This window comes from Enterobacter sp. 296B2 (assembly GCF_034106185.1).
In the GTDB taxonomy this organism is placed as follows: Bacteria; Pseudomonadota; Gammaproteobacteria; order Enterobacterales; family Enterobacteriaceae; genus Enterobacter; species Enterobacter cloacae_N.
The window spans coordinates 22,241-46,841 of the sequence record NZ_JAWNCA010000010.1 but is presented as its reverse complement, the minus strand read 5'-3'; the positions used below and the strand labels follow the sequence as shown (position 1 = coordinate 46,841).

Annotated in this window: 22 protein-coding genes, 5 tRNA genes and 1 pseudogene; 24 read left to right on the top strand and 4 right to left on the bottom strand. The window is 53.4% G+C overall.

The genetic code is table 11. The features are described 5' to 3' along the window. Window positions 1-9: 9 nt before the first annotated feature. From odhB to sucD, 3 genes are all read left to right on the top strand, one after another. Window positions 10-1,230, top strand: coding sequence for a 2-oxoglutarate dehydrogenase complex dihydrolipoyllysine-residue succinyltransferase (odhB, locus tag URZ40_RS09800; protein WP_008501093.1), 1,221 nt, complete (start codon window positions 10-12; stop codon window positions 1,228-1,230). Window positions 1,231-1,313: 83 nt separating this feature from the next. Continuing rightward, entirely contained in the window at window positions 1,314-2,480 is a 1,167-nt protein-coding gene (gene sucC, locus URZ40_RS09795) for an ADP-forming succinate--CoA ligase subunit beta (protein ID WP_006809579.1), read from the top strand. Beyond that, window positions 2,480-3,349, top strand: coding sequence for a succinate--CoA ligase subunit alpha (gene sucD / locus URZ40_RS09790; protein ID WP_008501094.1), 870 nt, complete (start codon window positions 2,480-2,482; stop codon window positions 3,347-3,349). Before sucC ends, sucD begins: the two co-directional genes overlap by 1 nt. Window positions 3,350-3,432: 83 nt before the next feature. Here sucD and URZ40_RS09785 read toward each other — a convergent pair whose 3' ends face one another. Further along, complete coding sequence (locus URZ40_RS09785; protein ID WP_320720474.1) at window positions 3,433-4,149, bottom strand: GntR family transcriptional regulator; 717 nt, start codon at window positions 4,147-4,149, stop codon at window positions 3,433-3,435. Between the two features lie 171 nt (window positions 4,150-4,320). Between URZ40_RS09785 and mngA the strand changes: the two genes are divergently transcribed. From mngA to URZ40_RS09770, 3 genes and pseudogenes are all read left to right on the top strand, one after another. Further along, entirely contained in the window at window positions 4,321-6,237 is a 1,917-nt protein-coding gene (mngA, locus tag URZ40_RS09780) for a PTS 2-O-a-mannosyl-D-glycerate transporter subunit IIABC (protein WP_320720472.1), read from the top strand. Between the two features lie 24 nt (window positions 6,238-6,261). Further along, window positions 6,262-8,892: a mannosylglycerate hydrolase gene (mngB, locus tag URZ40_RS09775; RefSeq protein WP_320720470.1), complete on the top strand. Its 2,631-nt coding sequence runs from the start codon at window positions 6,262-6,264 to the stop codon at window positions 8,890-8,892. 252 nt (window positions 8,893-9,144) lie between these two features. After that, window positions 9,145-9,337 (top strand): annotated as a pseudogene (locus tag URZ40_RS09770) (succinate--CoA ligase subunit alpha); the annotation flags it as partial. 43 nt (window positions 9,338-9,380) lie between these two features. Here URZ40_RS09770 and URZ40_RS09765 read toward each other — a convergent pair. Next, on the bottom strand, window positions 9,381-10,397 hold the full coding sequence (locus URZ40_RS09765) for a phosphatidylinositol-specific phospholipase C (RefSeq protein WP_320720468.1): 1,017 nt from the start codon (window positions 10,395-10,397) through the stop codon (window positions 9,381-9,383). Window positions 10,398-11,377: 980 nt separating this feature from the next. Between URZ40_RS09765 and cydA the strand changes: the two genes are divergently transcribed. The 18 genes from cydA (at window position 11,378) to pnuC (ending at window position 22,884) form a co-directional block, all read left to right on the top strand. Beyond that, on the top strand, window positions 11,378-12,946 hold the full coding sequence (gene cydA, locus URZ40_RS09760; RefSeq protein WP_116343914.1) for a cytochrome ubiquinol oxidase subunit I: 1,569 nt from the start codon (window positions 11,378-11,380) through the stop codon (window positions 12,944-12,946). A gap of 15 nt (window positions 12,947-12,961) precedes the next feature. Next, window positions 12,962-14,101, top strand: a complete 1,140-nt coding sequence (gene cydB, locus URZ40_RS09755; RefSeq protein ID WP_028012386.1) for a cytochrome d ubiquinol oxidase subunit II — start codon at window positions 12,962-12,964, stop codon at window positions 14,099-14,101. A gap of 14 nt (window positions 14,102-14,115) precedes the next feature. Next, window positions 14,116-14,229 carry a cytochrome bd-I oxidase subunit CydX gene (gene cydX / locus URZ40_RS09750; RefSeq protein WP_003858598.1) on the top strand — a complete coding sequence of 38 codons (114 nt, stop codon included), beginning with the start codon at window positions 14,116-14,118 and terminating at the stop codon, window positions 14,227-14,229. After that, the gene (gene ybgE, locus URZ40_RS09745) at window positions 14,229-14,519 is read left to right on the top strand and encodes a cyd operon protein YbgE (RefSeq protein WP_008501100.1); all 291 of its coding nucleotides are present in this window, start codon (window positions 14,229-14,231) and stop codon (window positions 14,517-14,519) included. The genes cydX and ybgE overlap by 1 nt, the downstream gene beginning before the upstream one ends. 148 nt (window positions 14,520-14,667) lie before the next feature. Further along, the gene (gene ybgC, locus URZ40_RS09740; protein ID WP_003858593.1) at window positions 14,668-15,072 is read left to right on the top strand and encodes a tol-pal system-associated acyl-CoA thioesterase; all 405 of its coding nucleotides are present in this window, start codon (window positions 14,668-14,670) and stop codon (window positions 15,070-15,072) included. Next, window positions 15,069-15,761, top strand: coding sequence for a Tol-Pal system protein TolQ (tolQ, locus tag URZ40_RS09735; RefSeq protein WP_008501101.1), 693 nt, complete (start codon window positions 15,069-15,071; stop codon window positions 15,759-15,761). The genes ybgC and tolQ overlap by 4 nt, the downstream gene beginning before the upstream one ends. A 3-nt stretch (window positions 15,762-15,764) precedes the next feature. Next, window positions 15,765-16,193, top strand: a complete 429-nt coding sequence (gene tolR / locus URZ40_RS09730) for a colicin uptake protein TolR (protein ID WP_003858589.1) — start codon at window positions 15,765-15,767, stop codon at window positions 16,191-16,193. 28 nt (window positions 16,194-16,221) lie between these two features. Then, the gene (gene tolA / locus URZ40_RS09725; protein WP_116343915.1) at window positions 16,222-17,475 is read left to right on the top strand and encodes a cell envelope integrity protein TolA; all 1,254 of its coding nucleotides are present in this window, start codon (window positions 16,222-16,224) and stop codon (window positions 17,473-17,475) included. A 134-nt stretch (window positions 17,476-17,609) separates the two neighbouring features. Beyond that, the gene (gene tolB, locus URZ40_RS09720; protein ID WP_116343916.1) at window positions 17,610-18,902 is read left to right on the top strand and encodes a Tol-Pal system beta propeller repeat protein TolB; all 1,293 of its coding nucleotides are present in this window, start codon (window positions 17,610-17,612) and stop codon (window positions 18,900-18,902) included. A 35-nt stretch (window positions 18,903-18,937) separates the two neighbouring features. Next, window positions 18,938-19,459: a peptidoglycan-associated lipoprotein Pal gene (pal, locus tag URZ40_RS09715; protein WP_003858578.1), complete on the top strand. Its 522-nt coding sequence runs from the start codon at window positions 18,938-18,940 to the stop codon at window positions 19,457-19,459. A gap of 9 nt (window positions 19,460-19,468) precedes the next feature. Then, window positions 19,469-20,263 carry a cell division protein CpoB gene (gene cpoB, locus URZ40_RS09710; protein ID WP_116343917.1) on the top strand — a complete coding sequence of 265 codons (795 nt, stop codon included), beginning with the start codon at window positions 19,469-19,471 and terminating at the stop codon, window positions 20,261-20,263. Between the two features lie 161 nt (window positions 20,264-20,424). After that, window positions 20,425-20,500 (top strand) — tRNA-Lys (locus tag URZ40_RS09705). 27 nt (window positions 20,501-20,527) lie between these two features. Next, window positions 20,528-20,603, top strand: a tRNA-Val gene (locus tag URZ40_RS09700). 3 nt (window positions 20,604-20,606) lie between these two features. Further along, window positions 20,607-20,682, top strand: a tRNA-Lys gene (locus URZ40_RS09695). 41 nt (window positions 20,683-20,723) lie between these two features. Beyond that, window positions 20,724-20,799, top strand: a tRNA-Lys gene (locus tag URZ40_RS09690). Window positions 20,800-20,830: 31 nt separating this feature from the next. Further along, window positions 20,831-20,906 (top strand) — tRNA-Lys (locus URZ40_RS09685). 191 nt (window positions 20,907-21,097) lie between these two features. Beyond that, complete coding sequence (gene nadA / locus URZ40_RS09680) at window positions 21,098-22,141, top strand: quinolinate synthase NadA (protein ID WP_232935961.1); 1,044 nt, start codon at window positions 21,098-21,100, stop codon at window positions 22,139-22,141. 23 nt (window positions 22,142-22,164) lie between these two features. After that, entirely contained in the window at window positions 22,165-22,884 is a 720-nt protein-coding gene (gene pnuC / locus URZ40_RS09675) for a nicotinamide riboside transporter PnuC (protein WP_163330749.1), read from the top strand. Here the strand turns inward: pnuC and zitB are convergent. Together zitB and URZ40_RS09665 are read right to left on the bottom strand one after the other, a co-directional pair. Continuing rightward, entirely contained in the window at window positions 22,881-23,819 is a 939-nt protein-coding gene (zitB, locus tag URZ40_RS09670) for a CDF family zinc transporter ZitB (protein WP_320720465.1), read from the bottom strand. The genes pnuC and zitB overlap by 4 nt on opposite strands. A gap of 105 nt (window positions 23,820-23,924) precedes the next feature. Beyond that, window positions 23,925-24,305: a protein YbgS gene (locus URZ40_RS09665; RefSeq protein ID WP_116343343.1), complete on the bottom strand. Its 381-nt coding sequence runs from the start codon at window positions 24,303-24,305 to the stop codon at window positions 23,925-23,927. Between the last annotated feature and the right edge of the window lie 296 nt (window positions 24,306-24,601).

Sequence of the window (24,601 nt, the reverse complement as noted above, 5' to 3'; positions counted from 1 at the left end):
GGATACATAATGAGTAGCGTAGATATTCTTGTTCCCGACCTGCCTGAATCCGTAGCAGATGCGACCGTCGCTACCTGGCACAAAAAACCAGGCGATGCCGTTAAGCGCGATGAAGTGCTGGTAGAAATCGAAACTGACAAAGTGGTACTGGAAGTACCGGCTTCGGCGGATGGCGTTCTGGACGCGGTGCTGGAAGATGAAGGTACCACGGTCACCTCTCGTCAGATCCTGGGTCGCCTGCGTGAAGGCAACAGCGCGGGCAAAGAGTCCAGCGCCAAATCTGAAGAGAAAGCCTCTACGCCGGCTCAGCGCCAGCAGGCTTCTCTGGAAGAACAGTCTAACGATGCCCTTAGCCCGGCGATCCGTCGCCTGCTGGCGGAACACAGCCTTGACCCGGCAGCTATTAAAGGCACCGGTGTGGGCGGTCGTCTGACGCGCGAAGATATCGACAAGCACCTGGCGAAAGCGCCTGCTCAGGCAGAAGCGAAAGCCCCTGCGGCAGCACCAGCAGCACAGCCTGCTCTGGGCGCACGTAGCGAAAAACGCGTGCCAATGACCCGCCTGCGCAAGCGCGTGGCCGAGCGTCTGCTGGAAGCGAAAAACTCCACCGCGATGTTGACCACCTTCAACGAAGTGAACATGAAGCCAATCATGGACCTACGTAAGCAGTACGGTGACGCCTTTGAAAAACGTCACGGTATCCGTCTGGGCTTTATGTCCTTCTACGTGAAGGCGGTGGTTGAAGCGCTGAAACGCTACCCGGAAGTGAACGCGTCTATCGATGGCGATGACGTGGTTTACCACAACTATTTCGACGTCAGCATGGCGGTTTCTACTCCACGTGGCCTGGTAACGCCGGTTCTGCGTGATGTGGATACCCTGGGTATGGCTGATATCGAGAAAAACATTAAAGAGCTGGCTGTTAAAGGCCGCGACGGCAAGCTGACCGTAGACGACCTGACCGGCGGTAACTTCACCATTACCAACGGCGGCGTATTCGGCTCGCTGATGTCTACCCCGATCATTAACCCGCCGCAGAGCGCGATCCTGGGTATGCACGCTATTAAAGATCGTCCTATGGCGGTAGACGGTAAGGTTGAGATCCTGCCGATGATGTACCTGGCGCTCTCTTACGATCACCGCCTGATCGACGGCCGCGAGTCCGTAGGCTTCCTGGTGGCGATTAAAGAGCTGCTGGAAGATCCAACGCGCCTGCTGCTGGACGTCTAGTTTTGCAGTCTTGCCCGGCGGCGTATGGCTGCCGGGCCAATAAAAGCACGACCTAACGATTACCTGAAGGATGGATAGAACACATGAACTTACATGAATATCAGGCCAAACAGCTGTTTGCCCGGTATGGCTTACCGGCTCCGGTGGGTTATGCCTGTACTACCCCGCGTGAAGCAGAAGAAGCCGCATCTAAAATCGGTTCCGGCCCGTGGGTAGTTAAATGTCAGGTTCACGCTGGTGGCCGTGGTAAAGCGGGCGGTGTGAAGGTTGTTAAGAGCAAAGAAGAGATTCGTGCGTTTGCTGAACATTGGCTCGGCAAGCGTCTGGTGACCTACCAGACAGATGCGAACGGCCAGCCGGTCAACCAGATCCTGGTGGAAGCGGCGACCGATATCGCGAAAGAACTGTACCTGGGCGCGGTTGTTGACCGTAGCTCCCGTCGCGTGGTGTTCATGGCGTCTACCGAAGGTGGCGTGGAAATCGAAAAAGTGGCGGAAGAAACGCCGCATCTGATCCACAAAGTGGCAATCGATCCACTGGCGGGCCCAATGCCTTACCAGGGTCGCGAGCTGGCGTTCAAACTGGGCCTGGAAGGCAAGCTGGTTCAGCAGTTCACCAAGATCTTCATGGGTCTGGCGACCATCTTCCTGGAGCGCGACCTGGCGCTGATCGAGATCAACCCGCTGGTGATCACCACCCAGGGCGATCTGATCTGCCTCGACGGCAAGCTGGGCGCTGACGGCAACGCGCTGTTCCGCCAGCCGGATCTGCGCGAAATGCGCGATCAGTCTCAGGAAGATCCACGTGAAGCGCAGGCGGCACAGTGGGAACTGAACTACGTAGCGCTGGATGGTAACATCGGCTGCATGGTTAACGGTGCGGGCCTGGCAATGGGCACCATGGACATCGTTAAGCTGCACGGCGGTGAGCCAGCAAACTTCCTCGACGTGGGCGGTGGCGCAACCAAAGAGCGCGTAACCGAAGCGTTTAAAATCATTCTCTCCGACGACAACGTGAAGGCTGTTCTGGTGAACATCTTCGGCGGTATCGTCCGTTGCGACCTGATCGCAGACGGTATCATCGGTGCGGTAGAAGAAGTGGGCGTTAACGTTCCGGTTGTTGTGCGTCTGGAAGGTAACAACGCTGAACTCGGCGCGAAAAAACTGGCTGACAGCGGCCTGAATATTATTGCAGCGAAAAGTCTGACGGATGCAGCTCAGCAGGTTGTTGCCGCAGTGGAGGGGAAATAATGTCCGTTTTAATTAATAAAGATACCAAGGTTATCTGCCAGGGCTTCACCGGTAGCCAGGGGACTTTCCACTCCGAACAGGCGATTGCCTATGGTACGCAGATGGTTGGCGGCGTAACGCCAGGTAAAGGCGGTACCACCCACCTGGGCCTGCCTGTGTTCAACACCGTGCGTGAAGCGGTAGAAGCGACGGGCGCAACCGCGACCGTGATCTACGTTCCGGCTCCGTTCTGCAAAGACTCCATTCTGGAAGCGATCGACGCAGGCATTAAACTGATCATCACCATCACCGAAGGCATCCCGACGCTGGATATGCTGACCGTGAAGGTGAAGCTGGACGAAGCAGGCGTGCGCATGATCGGCCCGAACTGCCCTGGCGTTATCACCCCGGGCGAATGCAAAATCGGCATCATGCCGGGCCACATTCACAAACCGGGCAAAGTGGGCATCGTGTCCCGTTCCGGTACCCTGACCTATGAAGCAGTTAAGCAGACCACCGATTACGGCTTCGGCCAGTCCACCTGCGTGGGCATCGGCGGTGACCCGATCCCGGGCTCTAACTTCATCGATATCCTGAAGCTGTTCCAGGAAGATCCGCAGACCGAAGCGATCGTGATGATCGGTGAGATCGGCGGAAGCGCGGAAGAAGAAGCGGCTGCTTACATCAAAGAACACGTGACCAAGCCAGTTGTGGGCTACATCGCGGGTGTGACCGCGCCGAAAGGCAAGCGTATGGGTCACGCAGGTGCGATCATCGCCGGTGGTAAAGGTACGGCTGATGAGAAATTCGCAGCGCTGGAAGCCGCAGGCGTGAAGACCGTTCGCAGCCTGGCGGATATCGGCGAAGCACTGAAATCCATCATTAAGTAACTCCTCTCTGCTCCCCGAAAGGGGGGCGTTGAAGTATAAAAATGTCCGTTTCGACATGGTTGGCCGCTGTAAAGCGGCCTTTTTTATTGCCTGCGTTTGGCGACAAGCGTGAACTTGTAATCGTCGGTATTGAACACGTTGCGGCTGTATTCAAATACCCGTCCGTCCTTCAGAAACCCGCGGGAGACTTTTTCCAGGATCGGCTTCGCCGGATCGAGCGCCAGCGCGGCAATTGCCTCTTCTGACGGCATGATCGGCACCAGTTCCTGCTCGCTGCGATCGATAACCAGCTTTTTGATCTGCTCAACGTAGTGGTATTTCGAATTCTCCATCACTTCCCAGGTGAGGTCGGGGAACATCGCCAGCGGCATCCATGTTTCTTCCAGATTCACCGGTTTTTGCTTGATAAAGCGGACTCGTTTGACGTGCCAGACTTTATCGTCCGGGTTGATCGCCAGCCGTGCCGCGAGCATCTCATCGGCTTTCACCACTTCGAAGACCCTGACGTCGCTGTGCGTATCGACGTTTCGGTCCGCCAGCTTTTCGTAAAATCCGGTGAGCTGGTAAATATCGTAGTTAACCCGCTCCTCTTTTACATACGAGCCGCTGCCCTGAATGCTTTCGACGATCTGCTCATCGGCGAGCAGTTTAAGAGCCTGCCGTACGGTGACACGGCTGACGCTAAAAGCCTCCTGCAGGCTGGACTCCGTCGGGAGTGCGTCCCCGGGTTTTAATTCCCCGGTATTAATTTTCTCGCGGAACGTATCGGCTATCTGCCGGTACATTGGTTTATTGCCCATTTCATCGCGCCTGCTTAATACCTTTTTAGGGCATTATGCATTCAACTAATAATTTGTAAATAATACAACTCAAATACAAATTTGATGGTTAGTGAAAATGATCACATAAATGTATTATTAAGTCTGCCAGAATCCTTCCCAGACAATAACTTTTTATAGGTGAGGATCTTTATGAACCTGACGACTCTGACCGATCCGCGTGCTGTCTGCGTTCAGGCGCAGTTTACTGGCCGTGATGAGGCAATCCGTCAGCTTGCAGCGCGGCTGGTTACGCTGGGCAAAATAGCGGACGCCGATGCCTTTCTGGCGGAAGTTTTCCAGCGTGAATCGCTTGGCCCGACGGCGCTGGGAGAAGGACTGGCCGTGCCTCACGGTAAATCAGCAGCCGTGAAGGAAGCGGCTTTTGCCGTGGCAACCCTGAGCGAACCGCTGGAGTGGGAAGGCGTTGATGGGCCGGAAAAGGTTGAGCTGATTTTTCTGCTCGCTATTCCGCCTGCACAAGCCGGTTCGACGCATATTCAGGTGCTAACGGAGCTAACGTCTCGCCTGGCGGATGACGATCTCAGGGCACGGGTGATGGCGGCCTCCACGGCGGAAGAAGTTCTTGCTGCGCTGGAAGCTGCTCCTGATGCGGAAGAGGACGATGTCGCGGTAAATGCCCCGACAATCGTCTGCGTTACCGCCTGTCCGGCTGGAATCGCCCATACCTACATGGCTGCGGAGTATCTGGAAAAAGCGGGACGCAAACTGGGCGTCAACGTAGTGGTCGAAAAGCAGGGGGCGAACGGCATTGAGGGACGCATCACCGCGCAGCAGCTGCAGGAGGCCAAAGCCTGCATCTTTGCGGCGGAGGTGGCGATCAAGGAGAGCGAACGTTTTCAGGGGATCCCCGCCATTTCAGTGCCCGTTGCGGAACCTCTGCGCCATGCTGAAGCTCTCATTGAACGCGCGCTGGCACTCCAGCCCTCAACCGATGCACGTCAAGTGCATGGCGATCCCGAAACGAAAAAGAGCGTTAAAACTGAACTCAAGCAGGCGCTTCTTAGCGGTATCTCCTTTGCGGTGCCGCTGATCGTCGCCGGCGGGACGGTGCTGGCCGTGTCGGTACTGCTGGCACAAATTCTGGGCCTGCAGCACCTGTTCGACCAGGAAAACTCGTGGCTGTGGATGTACCGCAAGCTTGGCGGCGGCATGCTCGGCATTCTGATGGTACCCGTTCTGGCGGCCTATACAGCTTACTCGCTGGCGGATAAACCCGCGCTGACGCCGGGCTTTGCGGCCGGGCTTGCAGCCAATATGATCGGTTCCGGTTTTCTGGGCGCTATCGTCGGAGGGCTGATCGCGGGTTACCTGATGCGCTGGGTGAAAAATCACATTCGCCTGAGTAGCCGCTTCAACGGTTTTTTAACCTTTTATCTCTATCCGGTTATTGGCGTACTGGGTGCGGGCAGCCTGATGCTGTTTGTGATCGGTGAGCCGGTGGCCTGGCTTAATACTACGCTCACCGCCTGGCTTAACGGTTTATCCGGCGCGAATGCGCTGCTTCTGGGGGCGATCCTCGGCTTTATGTGCTCATTCGATTTGGGTGGCCCGGTCAACAAGGCCTCTTACGCGTTCTGTCTGGGAGCGATGGCTAACGGGGTATACGGTCCCTATGCGATCTTTGCCTCCGTCAAAATGGTGTCGGCCTTCACCGTCACGGCGTCAACGTTACTGGCACCGAAACTGTTCAAACCGTTTGAAATTGAAACCGGTAAATCCACCTGGCTGCTCGGCCTCGCGGGCATCACCGAAGGGGCGATTCCGATGGCGATTGAAGATCCGCTTCGCGTCATTGGTTCTTTTGTGCTCGGCTCCATGGTAACAGGCGCGATTGTCGGCGCGATGGGGATCGGGCTGTCCACGCCGGGGGCCGGTATTTTCTCTCTCTTTTTACTTCACGATGCAGGGCTGAGCGGTGTGGTTGCGGCGGCGGGCTGGTTTGGCGCGGCGCTGGTGGGTACCGCTATCTCCACCTTTATTCTGCTGCTCTGGCGACGCCAGGCGGTAAAAAAGGGCAAATACGTCATTGAAGACGCCATACCGTAAAAACTCACAAAACAGGAAACGAAGATGAAAGCTGTATCTCGCGTTCATATCACGCCGCATATGCACTGGGACCGTGAGTGGTACTTCACCACTGAAGAGTCACGTATTCTTCTGGTCAATAATATGGAAGAGATCCTGACCCGTCTGGAGCAGGACGATGAATATAAATATTACGTCCTCGATGGTCAGACGGCGGTGCTGGAGGATTATTTTGCCGTCGTGCCCGAAAACCGGGCACGCGTGAAGGCGCTAGTCGAGCGCGGAAAGCTCATTATTGGCCCCTGGTATACCCAGACCGATACCACTATTGTCAGCGGCGAGTCGATTGTCCGCAACCTGATGTACGGTATCCGGGACTGTATGGCGTTCGGCGAGCCGATGAAGATAGGTTATCTGCCGGATTCGTTTGGTATGTCCGGCCAGCTTCCGCATATCTATAACGGATTTGGCATTACCCGCACCATGTTCTGGCGCGGCTGTTCTGAACGACACGGGACCGATAAAACCGAGTTTCTCTGGCAGAGCCAGGACGGCAGCGAAGTTACGGCTCAGGTGCTGCCGCTGGGCTACGCGATTGGTAAGTACTTACCGGAGGACGAAGCCGGGCTGCGAAAACGGCTCGATAGCTATTTCGACGTTCTGGAAAGGGCCTCCGTCACCAAAGAGATTTTGCTGCCCAACGGCCACGATCAAATGCCGCTGCAGCAGAACATTTTTACGGTGATGGATAAGCTGCGTGAAATCTATCCCCAGCGTCAATTTGTGATGAGCCGTTTTGAGGAGGTGTTTGACCATATCGAGGCGCGCCGCGATGAGCTGGCGACCCTGAAAGGGGAGTTTATCGACGGGAAATATATGCGCGTTCACCGGACAATCGGCTCCACGCGCATGGATATTAAAATCGCCCATGCGCGTATCGAGAACAAAATTGTCAATATTCTCGAACCGCTGGCGACGCTTGCCTGGACGCTGGGCTTCGATTACCACCACGGCCTGCTGGAGAAGATGTGGAAAGAGATCCTCAAAAACCACGCTCACGACAGCATCGGCTGCTGCTGCAGCGACAAGGTGCACCGCGAGATTGTCTCCCGCTTTGAGCTGGCTGAGGACATGGCGGACAACCTGGTGCGTTTCTATATGCGCAAGATTGTCGACAACATGCCGCAAAGCGACGCCGACAAGCTGGTGATGTTCAATCTGATGCCCTGGCCGCGTGAAGAGGTGATGAACACCACGATTCGACTGCGCGCCAGCCAGTTCCGTCTGCGGGATGATAAAGGCAACGAGATCCCGTATTTCATTCGCAGCGCGCGCGAGCTCGACCCTGGTCTCATTGACCGGCAGATTGTCCATTACGGTAATTACGAACCGTTTATGGAGTTTGATATTCAGCTCAGCCAGATACTGCCGTCGATGGGCTACCGTACGCTGTTTATCGAACCAAACGTGGCCGGGAAGGTGCTCTCGCCGGTGAAAAACACCGAATCCTTGCTCGAAAACGCCTTCTGGCAGATTGATATAAATAACGACGGTACGCTGCGCCTGCGCGACAAAGAAACCGGGCTGATTTATGACCGCGTGCTGGAAATCGAAGAGAGTTCGGATGATGGCGATGAGTACGACTACTCGCCTTCGCGGGAAGAGTGGAGACTCACTTCTGCACAGGGCGAGCATCAGGTCGAGGTTATACACGAAGGCTGGCAGAGCAGGGCGGTGATTCGCCATCAGATCGCGGTACCATCTAATCTGGCCGAACGCGCGGCGGGTCAGCGAAACGGGTCTCTCGGCGCTGAGTTTGAAATCACGCTTAGCCACCACAGCAGACGTATTGATGTGGCAGTGCGTCTGGATAATCAGGCTGACGACCACCGCGTTCGCGTGCTGATCCCAACGCCGTTTACAACCCAGGGCGTGTTAGCGGATACGCAGTTTGGCACTCTCACTCGTCCGGTGCAGGACGCGGCGATGGAAAACTGGCAGGAGGAGGGGTGGAAAGAAGCGCCGGTTCCGGTCTGGAACTTACTCAACTATGCCGTCCTGCAGGAAAAACGAAACGGGCTTGCGCTGTTCACCGAAGGACTACGCGAGTTTGAAGTAGTAGGCGAGGATAAAAAAGCCTTTGCCCTGACCCTGCTTCGCGGCGTGGGGTTACTCGGCAAAGAAGATTTGCTGTTGCGCCCCGGTAGACCTTCAGGAATCAAAATGCCTGTTCCTGACTCCCAGGTGCGCGGTTCGTTAAGCTGTCGCTTTAGCCTCTTCAGCTTCAGTGGAACGCCGGAAAACGCGGGCGTCGCGCAGCAGGCTAAATCGTGGTTAACACCGGTGCAGTGCTATAACAAAATTCCCTGGGACGCGATGAAGCTCAATCGCTCGTCGTTTACCACGCCGGAAAGTTACAGTCTGCTGGCGCTTTCGCCAACGGGATGCGTGCTCAGTACGCTCAAAAAGGCTGAAGATCGAGACGAGCTCATTCTTCGTCTGTTCAACCCTTCTGAGTCCAGCGCATGTGACGCGACGTTATCCGTGGATCCGACCGTGAAACGGTGCTGCGAAACGGACATGAATGAACGGATAATAGACAATCGTGAAGAAGAGGGCATCGTCGGGGCATTCAGACCGGGACAGTCACGAACCTTCAGCATTCTTCTTGCCTGAAAAACGCTGACACGATCAAAAGGCCGCAGAGTTTGCGGCCTTTTATCATTAAATAGTCATGCTTCGGTGTTAACTTCCGGGATAATAAAAGTAAATCAAATGTAATTTCTAAGGGTTGCAAAAACAGAATGGAAAAATAAACTGGCCCGACTACGCTTATTGCTTGTCTCGCTTCGGCAGGGCGTTTTTCTCTCGCGTTAATTAAAATCACTTCTGTTTATATTTTTTTCGTCTTCGATAACCAATCGCATCCTGGATATGCTGACCGTGAAGGTGAAGCTGGATGAAGCAGGCGTGCACATGATCGGCCCGAACTGCCCAGGCGTTATCACCCCTGGCGAATGCAAAATCGGCATCATGCCGGACCACATTCATCGGCCAATCCACCTGTGTGGGCATCGGCTGTGACCCGATCCCTGGCTCTAACTTCATCGACATCATAAAATATGTCGTTTCGACATGGTTGGCCGCTGAAAAGCGGCCTTTTTTTAGAAGTTGTTTTTATTGATGATGGCGCGAATTAACCCTTTGCCCGGGAAATCGGCGGCGATGATCCCTGTGCGCTCAACATAATTATTGTTCAGATAGTTGCGGGTCAGCGTGTTGGTGCCTTCAAACGCGATCGTACAGATGCGGATAAAACAGCTAACCCGTGGGAAATCAGGGTACTTATATTTCCATCCCGGCGTGGTCAGGCCCGTTGAGAGGCGCGGTGCCGATGTGCCTGCGCTGGAGTGGCCGCTGGCAACAAAATAGGGAAAAGATCCCCCCGCCGCGCTCAGATAGTTAATCGAGATATCACCGTAATTTTGATTATCATTAATAAACTTTTTAACCTTTTCCCATTTACCGTAGAGATCCCAGTTTGAACTTACGGACCAGGCATCCTGCATTTCGATACTATTTAAACGGCGGGATGCAACGGGGGTACTGCCGGTGCTTTCAAAATTGTCCCAAATAATAAAGACTTTTCCGCGAACCTGATTAAGCGTAGGGTCGTGAAGGTAACCATAATCCGACAGGAACGTATTTTGATACGTCGAAATATAGCTATCCATGGTTTCGCTGATGCTTCGGGTGTTATTCGACGGGGAATACTCTTCGCGAAGTCGCATCACCATGGTTTCGCCGCGATGCTGTTGCAGGAAGGCCGTCACCGACTTCATTACGTCATCAAAGTTAAGATTTTGATATTTCACGCCGTGATGAATAGCAAAAGCATCATCGATGTGCCGCACCCGAATATCCAGATAGCGGATCCCCGCGTTAAGCTGCTGAGGAATGGTCATGACCTGGTTGGCGATGGCATCTCCACCGTAGCGTGAGCCTGAATCATGCGTGCCTGGGATACTCAATCGTGAAAGGGTAAGGTTGCCAGGGAGGCGGGCCATCCAGTCGGTCTGGGTATAATCCATAATTGCCGCATCGTGACTATAGGCATCGTCATTATGCGCAAATGCGGTCGTGCTTATTAATAAAGCACCGAGCAGAGGTAGGTATTTCATATGGTAATAACTCTTTGAGTGGGTAAAAATTTAAAAAATAATTATTTCAGTAATGAAATGCTCTCACAAGATAAGCTGGCCTAAATAAATTCTTAATATATGATTTTGTTTTTTTATTAATCGCAGGAAAGCGTGGTTTTGTGGTTAATTTGTGCAAATATATAATTTAAATTAATTGATATAGTGTTATTTTTATTCTCAAGCTGCTAATTACACCGCAATCATTCGAAGGGTAAATAATTCACTCACCTGCCCGGCACGCTTTTTTGCTGCAATTTTTTTTTGAAGCTAATAATAGCATCAGCCCCTTTCTGCCCCATTGCTTGAAGGAAGCAGACGATTCGCAGTAAGGGTAGTGAAACACGGAAAAAATGTTCCTCTTTGGCTGGCTTACAGCTCGTGAACAGGGGGGGCCGCGAGGGGAGGGAGATCTGTGCGAGGGGCGACAGGATGGTTTTTTAATGTAGAGGGTGCGATGAGGTGATATTGAGCGCGTAGTTAAGGTAAATCACTTTTAACTAAATTTGCATCATCTTTGATAACCTGCACAACTTTTGTATATACATGTATTTAACATGGATTTCACCAAAATCACCACACTTAAACTTTGTTAACATTACCGGTCTTTTTTGATTTAAATCAATGTTTAATTCTTGGAAAAATGAGTAGAAAAGCGCTAAATTGTTCCCGATCAAAATGGCCGAAATGTGGTGATTTTGCTATAAGTTGATCGTCGTCGAAAAACGTAAATGTGATTCAATAAAAACCTGTTTATTGTAAGGGTTTTGCAGCGTATTATATTTGCGGGATCAATTTGAGTTTTTTATTAACCTATTTGTAACCTATCGTTATCGTTTTTATCCTTCTCCAGGGTAATAACGACGACCAGGATGCGAATAATTTGTATTGGGGCATGCGTGTGGATCTCTCTCTGACGGGGTTCACTCTCGGAGTCTTCATGCGATGAGCAAGGAGTCATAATGTTAGACGTAGTCGAACTGTCGCGCTTACAGTTTGCCTTGACCGCGATGTACCACTTTCTGTTTGTGCCACTGACGCTCGGTATGGCGTTCCTGCTGGCCATCATGGAAACGGTTTACGTCCTCTCCGGCAAACAGATTTATAAAGATATGACCAAGTTCTGGGGCAAGTTGTTTGGTATCAACTTTGCGCTGGGCGTGGCAACCGGTTTGACCATGGAGTTCCAGTTCGGGACTAACTGGTCTTACTATTCCCACTATGTAGGGGATATCTTCGGTGCGCCGCTGGCCATTGAAGGTCTGATGGCCTTCTTCCTCGAATCCACCTTTGTAGGTCTGTTCTTCTTCGGTTGGGACCGTCTGGGTAAAGTCCAGCACATGGCCGTAACCTGGCTGGTGGCATTAGGTTCTAACCTGTCCGCGCTGTGGATCCTGGTGGCGAACGGCTGGATGCAGAACCCGATCGCGTCTGACTTCAACTTCGAAACCATGCGCATGGAGATGGTCAGCTTTGCCGAGCTGGTCCTGAACCCGGTTGCTCAGGTTAAATTCGTTCACACTGTGGCATCTGGCTACGTGTGCGGCGCGATGTTCGTGCTGGGTATCAGCTCCTACTATATGCTGCGCGGTCGTGACTTCGCGTTTGCCAAGCGCTCTTTTGCTATCGCTGCAAGCTTCGGTATGGCTGCAATCCTCTCCGTTATCGTTCTGGGTGATGAATCCGGTTACGAAATGGGTGACGTGCAGAAAACCAAACTGGCCGCTATCGAAGCCGAATGGGAAACCCAGCCGGCGCCTGCTGCCTTTACGCTGTTCGGTATTCCCGATCAGGACGCGCAGGAAAACCGCTTCGCCATTCAGATCCCTTACGCGCTGGGTATCATTGCAACCCGTTCTGTCGATAAGCAGGTAACGGGTCTGAAAGAGCTGATGGTTCAGCACGAAGAGCGTATCCGTAACGGTATGAAGGCCTACTCGCTGCTGGAACAGCTGCGTGCCGGTTCTACCGACCAGGCTGTTCGCGACCAGTTCAACAACGTGAAGAAAGATCTGGGTTACGGTCTGCTGCTGAAACGCTATACCCCGAACGTTTCAGATGCGACGGAAGCACAGATTCAGATGGCGACCAAAGACTCGATTCCACGCGTTGCGCCACTGTACTTCGCATTCCGTATCATGGTGGGCTGCGGCATCATCATGCTGCTGATCATTGCGGCGTCCTTCTGGTCCGTGATTCGCAACCGCATCGGCGAGAAAAAATGGCTGCTGCGTACCGCGCTGTACGGTATTCCACTGCCATGGATCGCGATTGAGTCCGGCTGGTTTGTCGCAGAATACGGCCGTCAGCCATGGGCGATTGGTGAGGTGCTGCCAACGGCGGTAGCGAACTCCTCCCTGACGGCAGGCGATCTGATCTTCTCTATGCTGCTGATCTGCGGTCTGTACACCCTGTTCCTGGTGGCTGAACTGTTCCTGATGTTCAAGTTCGCGCGCCTTGGCCCAAGCAGCCTGAAAACCGGTCGCTATCACTACGAGCAGTCCACTGTGACTACTCAGCCGGCACGCTAAGACAGGAGTCATCAAATGATCGATTATGAAGTATTGCGTTTTATCTGGTGGCTGCTGGTTGGCGTTCTGCTGATCGGTTTCGCCGTCACGGATGGTTTCGACATGGGGGTGGGGATGCTCACCCGTTTCCTCGGTCGCAATGACACCGAGCGTCGAATCATGATTAACTCTATCGCCCCTCACTGGGACGGTAACCAGGTGTGGCTGATCACCGCAGGCGGCGCGCTGTTTGCTGCCTGGCCGATGGTCTACGCGGCTGCGTTCTCCGGCTTCTACGTGGCGATGATTCTGGTGCTGGCCTCTTTATTCTTCCGTCCGGTCGGTTTCGACTACCGTTCCAAGATTGAAGACACCCGCTGGCGCAACATGTGGGACTGGGGCATCTTCATCGGTAGCTTCGTTCCACCGCTGGTGATTGGCGTGGCGTTCGGTAACCTGCTGCAGGGCGTACCGTTCCACCTCGACGAATACATGCGTCTTTACTACACCGGTAACTTCTTCCAGCTGCTGAATCCATTTGGTCTGCTGGCCGGTGTGGTGAGCGTGGCGATGATCATCACTCAGGGCGCAACCTACCTGCAGATGCGTACCGTCGGTGAACTGCACCTGCGCTCTCGTGCTACTGCTCAGGTTGCGGCACTGGTGACGCTGGTTTGCTTTGCTCTGGCAGGCGTGTGGGTGGTGTACGGTATTGATGGTTACGTGGTGACGTCCGCGATTAACCACTCGGCACCGTCTAACCCGCTGACCAAAGAAGTGGCGCGTCAGGCTGGTGCCTGGCTGGTGAACTTCAACAATACCCCTGCGCTGTGGGCGATCCCGGCTCTGGGTGTACTGCTGCCCCTGCTGACCGTGCTGACGTCTCGTCTGGAGAAAGGTGCTCTGGCGTTCGTGTTCTCTTCACTGACGCTGGCGTGCATCATCCTGACGGCGGGTATTGCCATGTTCCCATTCGTCATGCCGTCCAGCACCATGCTGAATGCTAGCCTGACCATGTGGGATGCAACCTCCAGCCATATGACGCTGAACTTAATGACTTACGTTGCTTGCGTGTTCGTTCCGATTGTTCTGGCTTACACCATCTGGTGTTACTGGAAAATGTTCGGTCGTATCACTAAAGAACATATCGAAAGCAACACCCACTCTATGTACTAAGTAAGGAGCTGAATATGTGGTATTTCGCATGGATTTTAGGGACGCTTCTTGCCTGTGCTTTTGGTGTCATTACTGCCCTGGCGCTTGAGCACGTAGAAGCGACCAAAGCGGGTGAAGAAAAACACTGATGAATATTATCGCGAAACTTTACGCGGTAATGGATAAGCGCCCGTTACGGGCGCTTTCTTTAGTGATGGCATTACTGCTGGCAGGCTGTATCTTCTGGGACCCGTCGCGCTTTGCGGCAAAGACCAGCGAGCTTGAGATCTGGCACGGCTTCCTCATCATGTGGGCGGTGTGTGCCGGGGTCATCCACGGCGTGGGCTTTCGTCCAAAAGCGGTTCACTGGCAGGGCATTTTCTGCCCGCTCATTGCCGATCTGGTCCTTCTCGCCGGATTGATTTTCTTCTTCTTCTGAATAAGAAACGTCCTATAACGTTATGGGCTTACCCGAGCCCATAAAAATTTACTCTCCGTTTACTTTCTCCCATTCCAAACCATCTTTGCCGCGCGTATAGTAGCGAAGTTTAAAAGCATTAACTTTTATTGCATTACCGGGATGTAAAGTGAATACAACGCTGTTTCGATGGCCGGTTCGTGTCTATTACGAAGATACCGATGCCGGTGGTGTGGTTTACCACGCCAGCTACGTTGCTTTTTATGAACGGGCACGCACAGAGATGCTGCGCCATCATCACTTTAGTCAACAGGTGCTGTTGGCTGAGCGAGTTGCCTTCGTGGTACGCAAGATGACGCTTGAGTATTTTGCGCCTGCCAGACTCGACGATATGCTCGAAGTCCAAACTGAAATTACATCAATGCGCGGGACCTCACTGGTATTCACGCAGCGGATAGTCAACGCAGAGAACACCGTACTGAACTCAGCTGAAGTACTGATTGTTTGTGTTGATCCAACCATAATGAAGCCTCGTGCGCTTCCTAAGTCTATTGTCGCGGAGTTTAAGCAGTGACTGACATGAATATCCTTGATTTGTTCCTGAAGGCAAGCCTTCTGGTTAAACTTATCATGTTGATTTTGATTGGTTTTTCAATCGCATCCTGGGCCATCATCATCCAGAGAACGCGTATCCTCAATGCTGCTGGCCGTGAAGCGGAAGCGTTTGAAGATAAGTTCTGGTCGGGTATTGAGCTTTCTCGTCTGTATCAGGAGAGCCAGGGACGCCGTGAAAACCTGACCGGCTCCGAACAAATTTTCTATAGCGGATTCAAAGAGTTTGCTCGTCTGCATCGTGCAAACAATCATGCGCCGGAAGCGGTCGTGGAAGGCGCCTCACGTGCGATGCGTATCTCTATGAACCGTGAGCTGGAAAATCTTGAAACGCACATTCCTTTCCTCGGCACTGTCGGCTCCATCAGCCCGTATATCGGTCTGTTTGGTACCGTGTGGGGGATCATGCACGCCTTTATCGCGCTTGGTGCGGTGAAGCAGGCGACGTTGCAGATGGTTGCACCGGGTATCGCTGAAGCACTGATTGCGACCGCTATCGGTCTGTTTGCGGCTATCCCGGCGGTTATGGCTTACAACCGTCTGAACCAGCGCGTGAACAAACTGGAACTGAACTACGACAACTTTATGGAAGAGTTCACCGCGATTCTGCACCGTCAGGCGTTTACCAGCACCGAGAGCAACAAGGGGTAAACCATGGCCAGATCGCGTGGACGAGGTCGTCGCGAGCTCAAGTCCGAAATCAATATCGTTCCACTGCTGGACGTCCTGTTGGTACTGCTGCTGATCTTCATGGCAACAGCGCCAATCATTACCCAGAGCGTGGAGGTGGATCTTCCGGATGCGACAGAATCACAGGCGGTGAGCACCAATGACGATCCTCCGGTCATCATTGAAGTTTCCGGCGTAGGGCAGTACAGCGTGGTGGTAGAAAAAGATCGCATGGATCAGCTTCCACCCGAGCAGGTGATTGCTGAGGCGCAGCGTCGCCTCGAGTCAAATCCGAAAACGGTCTTCTTAATCGGTGGCGCGAAAGACGTACCCTACGATGAAATTATTAAAGCGCTGAACTTGCTACATAGTGCGGGTGTTAAGTCAGTTGGCTTAATGACTCAACCTATTTGATCATCCGCGTAGTTTTTGGGAACCGATAGTGTCAAAGGCAACCGAACAGAACGACAAGCTTAAGCGAGCGATAATCGTCTCCGCAGTGCTGCACGTTATTCTTTTTGCAGCGCTGATCTGGAGTTCGTTCGACGAGCATATTGATGCATCAGCAGGCGGCGGTGGAGGATCTTCCATTGACGCCGTAATGGTGGATCCCGGTGCGGTAGTGCAGAACTATAATCGCGAACAACAGCAGAAGGCGAGTGCCAAACGGGCTGAAGAGCAGCGTGAAAAACAGGCGCAACAGCAGGCGGAAGAGCTGCGTGAAAAGCAGGCCGCCGAGCAGGAGCGTTTGAAGCAGCTTGAGAAAGAACGTTTGCAGGCGCAGGAAGCAGCGAAAGCGCAGGCGGAACAGCAGAAGCAAGCCGAAGAGGCCGCGAAGAAAGCGCAGGAACAGCAAAAGCAGGCGGAAGAGGCGGCTGCCAAAGCCGCAGCAGATGCTAAAGCGCAGGCTGATGCCCAGGCGAAATTAGCGGCAGAAGCGGCGAAGAAAGCGGCTGCGGATGCTCAGAAAAAAGCTGAAGCGGAAGCGGCGAAGAAAGCCGCTGCGGATGCTCAGAAAAAAGCCGAAGCGGAAGCTGCGAAGAAAGCCGCAGCTGATGCTCAGAAGAAAGCTGAAGCCGAAGCCGCGAAAAAAGCCGCTCAGGAAGCAGAGAAGAAAGCGGCTGCCGAGGCTGCGAAGAAAGCTGCTGCTGCCGAAAAGGCTGCTGCAGAAAAAGCTGCCGCCGCGGAAAAAGCCGCTGCAGATAAAAAAGCTGCAGCTGAGAAGGCCGCTGCCGATAAGAAAGCTGCTGCTGAAAAAGCGGCTGCGAAAAAGGCTGCTGCCGCTGAAAAAGCCGCTGCTGCCGCAGGGGTTGACGATCTGCTGGGGGATTTAAGCTCCGGTAAGAATGCACCGAAAACGGGCGGTGGGGCGAAAGGAAACAACGCAGCGCCGACCGGAAGTGGTAACACTAAGAGTAACGGTGCGACAGGGGCCGAAATCAACGGCTATGCCGCGCAGATTAAATCGGCGATTGAAAGCCGGTTCTATGACGCGTCTTCCTATACCGGTAAAACGTGTACGCTGCGTATAAAACTGGCTCCGGACGGCATGCTGCTTGACATTAAGTCTGAAGGTGGCGACCCGGCTTTATGTACTGCGGCTCTGGCTGCAGCGCGTCAGGCGAAGATGCCTAAACCGCCTTCGCAGGCAGTCTACGAAGTCTTCAAAAATGCACCGCTGGACTTCAAACCTTAAGTTACATTTTCCCCGTGCAAACGGGGAAAAATAGACCAGGTTTAGTCACAGGGTTCTGGTAGTTTTGTCTATTTGAGTTTGTTAACATTCTGCTAAATTATCGTGGGTAAGGTTACCCGGATAAGGGAGATATGATGAAGCAGGCATTACGTGTAGCATTTGGTTTTTTAATGCTGTGGGCAGCAGTCCTGCACGCAGAAGTACGTATCGAGATCACCCAGGGGGTGGACTCGGCACGCCCAATCGGTGTTGTTCCGTTCCAGTGGGCCGGTCCTGGCGCTGCACCTGAAGATGCTGGCGGCATCGTGGCGGCTGACCTGCGTAACAGCGGTAAATTCAACCCGTTAGATCGTTCTCGTCTGCCTCAGCAGCCGGGTAGTGCGCAGGAAGTACAGCCTGCTGCATGGTCTGCGCTGGGTATTGATGCGGTGGTTGTGGGTCAGGTTACCCCTAACCCGGACGGCTCATACAACGTGGCCTGGCAGCTGGTGGATACCGGCGGTGCACCGGGTACCGTTCTGGCACAGAACTCTTACAAGGTCACGAAACAGTACCTGCGCTACGCGGCACACGCGGCCAGCGATGCGGTATTCGAAAAACTGACCGGCATTAAAGGTGCGTTCCGTACCCGTATTGCTTATGTGGTGCAGACCAATGGTGGTCAGTTCCCGTACGAGCTGCGCGTCTCTGACTACGACGGTTACAACCAGTTCCTGGTAAAACGCTCTTCACAGCCGCTGATGTCTCCAGCCTGGTCTCCGGACGGGTCTAAACTGGCGTATGTTACCTTTGAGAGCGGTCGTTCTGCGCTGGTTATCCAGACGCTGGCTAACGGTGCGGTTCGTCAGGTTGCGTCGTTCCCACGTCACAACGGTGCGCCTTCCTTCTCTCCGGATGGGTCTAAACTGGCGTTTGCGCTGTCTAAAACCGGTAGCCTTAACCTGTACGTGATGGACATTGGCTCCGGCCAGATCCGTCAGGTGACCGATGGTCGCAGCAACAACACCGAACCATCATGGTTCCCGGACAGTCAAAACCTGGCGTTTACCTCTGACCAGGCCGGCCGTCCACAAATCTATAAAGTGAACATCAACGGCGGCGCTCCGCAGCGTATTACCTGGGAAGGTTCTCAGAACCAGAACGCAGACGTGAGCAGCGACGGTAAATTCATGGTAATGGTCAGCTCCAATGGTGGGCAGCAGCACATTGCCAAACAAGATCTGGTAGCGGGTGGCGTTCAAGTTCTGTCGTCAACGTTCCTGGATGAAACGCCAAGTCTGGCACCTAACGGCACTATGGTAATCTACAGCTCTTCTCAGGGGATGGGATCTGTGCTGAATCTGGTTTCTACAGATGGGCGTTTCAAAGCGCGTATTCCGGCTACTGATGGACAGGTAAAATCACCTGCCTGGTCGCCGTATCTGTAAATAATAATTAATTGATTACTAAAGGAATCATAGAAATGCAACTGAACAAAGTGCTGAAGGGGCTGATGATCGCTCTGCCTGTAATGGCAATCGCAGCGTGTTCTTCTAACAAGAACGCCAGCAATGACCAGAGCGGCGAAGGCATGATGGGTGCCGGTACCGGTATGGACGCGAACGGCAATGGCAACATGTCTTCTGAAGAGCAAGCGCGTCTTCAGATGCAGCAGCTGCAGCAGAACAACATCGTTTACTTCGATCTGGATAAATACGACATCCGTTCTGACTTCGCTGCGATGCTGGATGCTCACGCTAACTTCCTGCGTAGCAACCCATCTTACAAAGTCACCGTAGAAGGTCACGCGGACGAACGTGGTACTCCAGAGTACAACATCTCCCTGGGTGAACGTCGTGCTAACGCCGTTAAGATGTACCTGCAGGGTAAAGGCGTTTCTGCTGACCAGATCTCCATCGTTTCTTACGGTAAAGAAAAACCTGCAGTACTGGGTCACGACGAAGCGGCTTACTCCAAAAACCGTCGTGCCGTACTGGTTTACTAAGAGAATTGCATGAGCAGTAACTTCAGACATCATCTGTTGAGTCTGTCGTTACTGGTTGGAATAGCGGCCCCCTGGGCCGCTTTTGCTCAGGCACCAATCAGTAGTGTCGGCTCAGGCTCGGTAGAAGACCGGGTCACTCAGCTCGAGCGTATTTCTAACGCTCACAGTCAGCTTTTAACCCAACTCCAGCAGCAACTTTCCGATAACCAAAATGATATTGACTCTCTCCGCGGTCAGATTCAGGAAAGCCAGTATCAGCTTAACCAGGTTGTGGAACGTCAGAAGCAAATCTTGTTGCAGATAGATAGCCTGAGCAGCGGTGGTGCAGCAGCACAGCCAGCGGCAGGCGATCAGAGCGGTGCAGCGACCTCCGCACCCGCACCGTCTGCTGATGCTTCAGCCTCAACAGGGGCGCCTGTACAGAGCGGTGACGCAAATACGGATTACAATGCGGCCATTGCCCTGGTGCAGGATCAGTCTCGTCAGGACGACGCGATTGCTGCGTTTCAGAACTTTGTTAAGAAATACCCTGATTCAACCTACCAGCCAAATGCCAATTACTGGCTCGGTCAGCTGAATTACAACAAGGGTAAAAAGGACGATGCGGCGTTTTATTTTGCCTCAGTGGTGAAAAATTACCCGAAATCGCCGAAAGCGCCAGACGCGATGTATAAAGTTGGCGTGATCATGCAGGACAAAGGCGACACGGCGAAAGCCAAAGCGGTTTATCAGCAGGTGGTCGCAAAATTCCCTGGCACCGAAGGTGCTAAGCAGGCGCAAAAACGCCTGAATTCGATGGGATGATTATCGCATGACCAGAAATCGCGTTATTTCTGGTCGTGCAGCATGATTCGTAAGCAGTTAAGTGATCTTCATCGAAATTTTTGTTGCGCAGAATTCTTAAATCAGTAATATATGCCGCCGTTGCCACGGGATATCAAACAACGTGAAAACAGCGTAAAAGTGGGTCGTTAGCTCAGTTGGTAGAGCAGTTGACTTTTAATCAATTGGTCGCAGGTTCGAATCCTGCACGACCCACCACTTAACGCATTACCGGCAGTACAGAGTGGGTGATTAGCTCAGTTGGTAGAGCATCTCCTTTACACGGAGGGGGTCGGCGGTTCGAGCCCGTCATCACCCACCACTCGGGTCGTTAGCTCAGTTGGTAGAGCAGTTGACTTTTAATCAATTGGTCGCAGGTTCGAATCCTGCACGACCCACCAATTTTATTGGTTCCGAGTGATAATTCAGGCAACACCCAAATGGGTCGTTAGCTCAGTTGGTAGAGCAGTTGACTTTTAATCAATTGGTCGCAGGTTCGAATCCTGCACGACCCACCAGCCTGAATAAATTTGAAGTACATCCCGCAAGGGGTCGTTAGCTCAGTTGGTAGAGCAGTTGACTTTTAATCAATTGGTCGCAGGTTCGAATCCTGCACGACCCACCAGTGTAGAAAGGCGCCCTAAAGGCGCCTTTTTGCTATCTGCGCGACAACAAATGCTCTGCTCATCTATTCCCGGTGACTTTTCACTCCGGATTCGCTATCTTGTTTAGTATATAAAACACAATTGCCGCGCGTTTTGCTTTGTCATGCAAAAGAAAGGCAATATTGTTAAGCCAGTAAAACGAGAAGCCATAATGAGTGTGATGTTCGATCCTGAAGCCGCCATCTATCCGTTTCCGCCAAAGCCTGTTCCGCTGAGTCAGGATGAAAAACAATTCTATCGCGAGAAGATCAAACGGCTTCTCAAAGAGCGCGATGCGGTGATGGTGGCCCATTACTACACCGACCCGGAAATTCAGCAGCTGGCGGAAGAGACCGGGGGCTGTATTTCTGATTCACTGGAGATGGCCCGCTTCGGGGCAAAACATCCCGCTTCCACGCTGCTGGTTGCAGGCGTGCGTTTTATGGGCGAAACGGCAAAGATCCTGAGCCCGGAAAAAACCATTCTGATGCCGACGCTTAACGCGGAGTGTTCACTCGATCTCGGCTGCCCGATTGATGAGTTCACCGCATTCTGCGATGCCCATCCTGACCGAACCGTGGTGGTTTACGCCAACACCTCCGCGGCGGTAAAAGCGCGCGCAGACTGGGTGGTCACGTCGAGCATCGCCGTTGAGCTTATTGAGCATCTGGACAGCCTGGGTGAGAAAATTATCTGGGCCCCTGACCGCCATCTTGGAAAGTATGTCCAGAAGCAGACGGGCGCTGACGTTCTCTGCTGGCAAGGTGCCTGTATCGTTCACGACGAGTTCAAAACCCAGGCGCTGGCGCGCATGAAGGCGCTTTATCCTGATGCCGCCATTCTTGTTCACCCAGAATCACCGCAGTCGATTGTTGATATGGCCGATGCCGTTGGCTCAACCAGCCAGCTTATCAACGCGGCCAGGACGCTGCCGCACAAGCAGCTCATTGTGGCGACCGATCGCGGTATCTTCTATAAGATGCAGCAGGCCGTGCCGGAGAAAGAGCTCCTGGAAGCGCCAACGGCGGGGGAGGGCGCGACGTGCCGCAGCTGCGCGCATTGCCCGTGGATGGCGATGAACGGCCTGAAAGCGATTGCCGAAGGGCTCGAGACGGGCGGTGCGGCGCATGAAATCCACGTCGACGCCGCCCTGCGTGAAGGTGCGTTAATTCCGCTTAACCGCATGCTGGATTTTGCGGCTACACTACGTACTTAATTTAAAAACGCCCTGGGGAAAAGATGGATTTTTTTAGCACGCAGAACATTCTGGTTCATATACCGATTGGTGCAGGTGGCTATGACCTGTCATGGATTGAAGCCGTAGGCACGCTGGCGGGTTTGCTGTGTATCTGGCTGGCAAGCCTTGAGAAGATCGGTAACTACGCGTTCGGCCTGATTAACGTCACGCTGTTTGCGATTATCTTCTTCCAGATCCAGCTGTATGCCAGTCTGCTTTTGCAGTTGTTTTTCTTCGCCGCCAATATTTACGGCTGGTACGCCTGGTCCCGGCAAAACAGCCAGCAGGAGGCTGAGCTGCAGATCCGCTGGCTGCCCCTGCCAAAAGCCATCGCCTGGTTCGTTGCCTGCGTGGTTGCCATTGGTTTAATGACCGTCTATATCAACCCGGTGTTTGCGTTCCTGACCCGCGTTGCCGTTTCGGTCATGTCCGCTATTGGCCTGGACGTGACGATGCCGGAGCTCCAGCCGGATGCCTTCCCGTTCTGGGACTCTTGCATGATGGTGCTGTCGATTGCGGCGATGGTCCTGATGACGCGCAAATACGTTGAGAACTGGCTGCTGTGGGTCATCATCAACGTCATCAGCGTGGTAATTTTTGCTCTGCAGGGCGTCTATGCGATGTCGCTGGAGTATCTGCTGCTGACCTTCATTGCCCTGAACGGTAGCCGAATGTGGATTAACAGCGCGCGTGAGCGAGGCTCTCACGCGCTTTCCCGCTAATGGTGGTGATGATGTGAATGGTCGGGCTGCGCCTCGTTAAGGTGGCAGTCCGGCCCGTTACAGGGCTGATACTCCATCTGGATGGTGGCGTGGCCAATCTCGTAGTGATGTTCAAGAAAATGCTGGATGCGTTCAAGCAGCACGTCGTGGTCATGAGGCGGGATCACCTGGGCGTGCAGCGTCATGACCGGTTTCTCCCCCACCAGCCAAACGTGCACGTGATGCACGTTGCGTACTTCCGGAACTGAGCGGCGCAGGTTACGTTTCAGCTCGTCAATGTCTATGGATGTCGGTGCACCTTCAAGAAGTTCATTGACGCTCTCCTTCAGCAGCCGCCAGGCGCTTCGCAAGACCAGACACGACACCAGCACGGAGAGAATCGGGTCGACGGGCGTCCAGCCGGTATTGAGGATCACCAGCGCGGCGACAATCGCTCCGACCGAGCCGAGTAAATCTCCCAGAACGTGCAGGGCCGCAGCGCGCACGTTGAGGTTCTTTTCCCCGCTGCCGCGGTGCAAAATCCAGAACGCGAGGATATTCGCCAATAGTCCCGCCACGGCAATGACCATCATCGTTGTCCCGGCGATCGGCTGAGGGTGCCTGAAGCGCTGTACGGCCTCCCAGACGATAAGAAGGGTGATCGCCACCAGCGCGATGGCATTAACAAACGCGGCGAGGGTCGTCAGCCTCAGCCAGCCGAAGGTATGGCGTGCGTTGGGCGGGCGGCGAGCAAACTGCACCGCCAGCAGGGCGAAAAGCAGCGCGGCGGCATCGGTCAGCATATGTCCGGCATCAGCCAGCAGCGCCAGAGAGCCGGAAACCAGGCCGCCAATGACCTCAATAACCATAAACGTGGCCGTGACGCCAAAGGCCAGCATGAGTCGTTTTGCGTTGTCATTTCCGGGAGAAGATGCGTGTGAGTGGGTGTGCGCCATGTCTGCTTTCCTGATTCGTTATTATTTTAGTGTAGCGTTTTTAACAGGTTACTCCAAAAAGAAAGGAGAGCCAGGGCTCTCCTTTCGCATTTAAAGCATCAAGAATTACTGGGTTGTGCCATCAGTTTTGGTATTGGCGTCGTTACCCACTTTGTCGTTCGGATCGGGACATTTGCCGTCCTTACACATCGAGTTCTTATGAACCTCATCCGAGCTCATATTGTCATGATTCATGGTGTCGGAAGCACCACCGTTCGGATGCAGCATGGTGCCGCCGGTATTGGTGTTCCCGGTATTGATCTGGCTGTTATCGACATTGTTCGGGGCGATATTCTGTTTCGCATCAGGCGCAACCTGGCCTGCTGCTGCTGCCGCATTGGCATCACCGTTGCTGTCTGAAGTACCCGTTTCTGCGGCCAGGGCGCTGCCGCTGGCAAGGGTGAGTGTGGCAGTCAGGAAGAGGGTTGTCAGTTTTGTCATTTTCATCATGGTGCTCCTGTTCTTGTCGTTACGCTGGATAACATTCTCCAACAGTGCATCTTTTTAGAGGCGAAATATTCCGCCTTACGGACTTACGTCAGTATGGAATCGCGTTTAAGCGTGTAAAAATGGTTGTTACAGTTAAAAAGCTTAGGTTAGATCTCATTTTTCGCTATTTTGTGGCGATTTTTAGGCGAATTCCAGGAATTATCTGCGTGAAGTGTAAAACCGTGTTTACACTTCCTGGTCGACAAGATAGATTGAAAGGATTGCTTTCATTACTAAAGATATGGCAGAGCTGG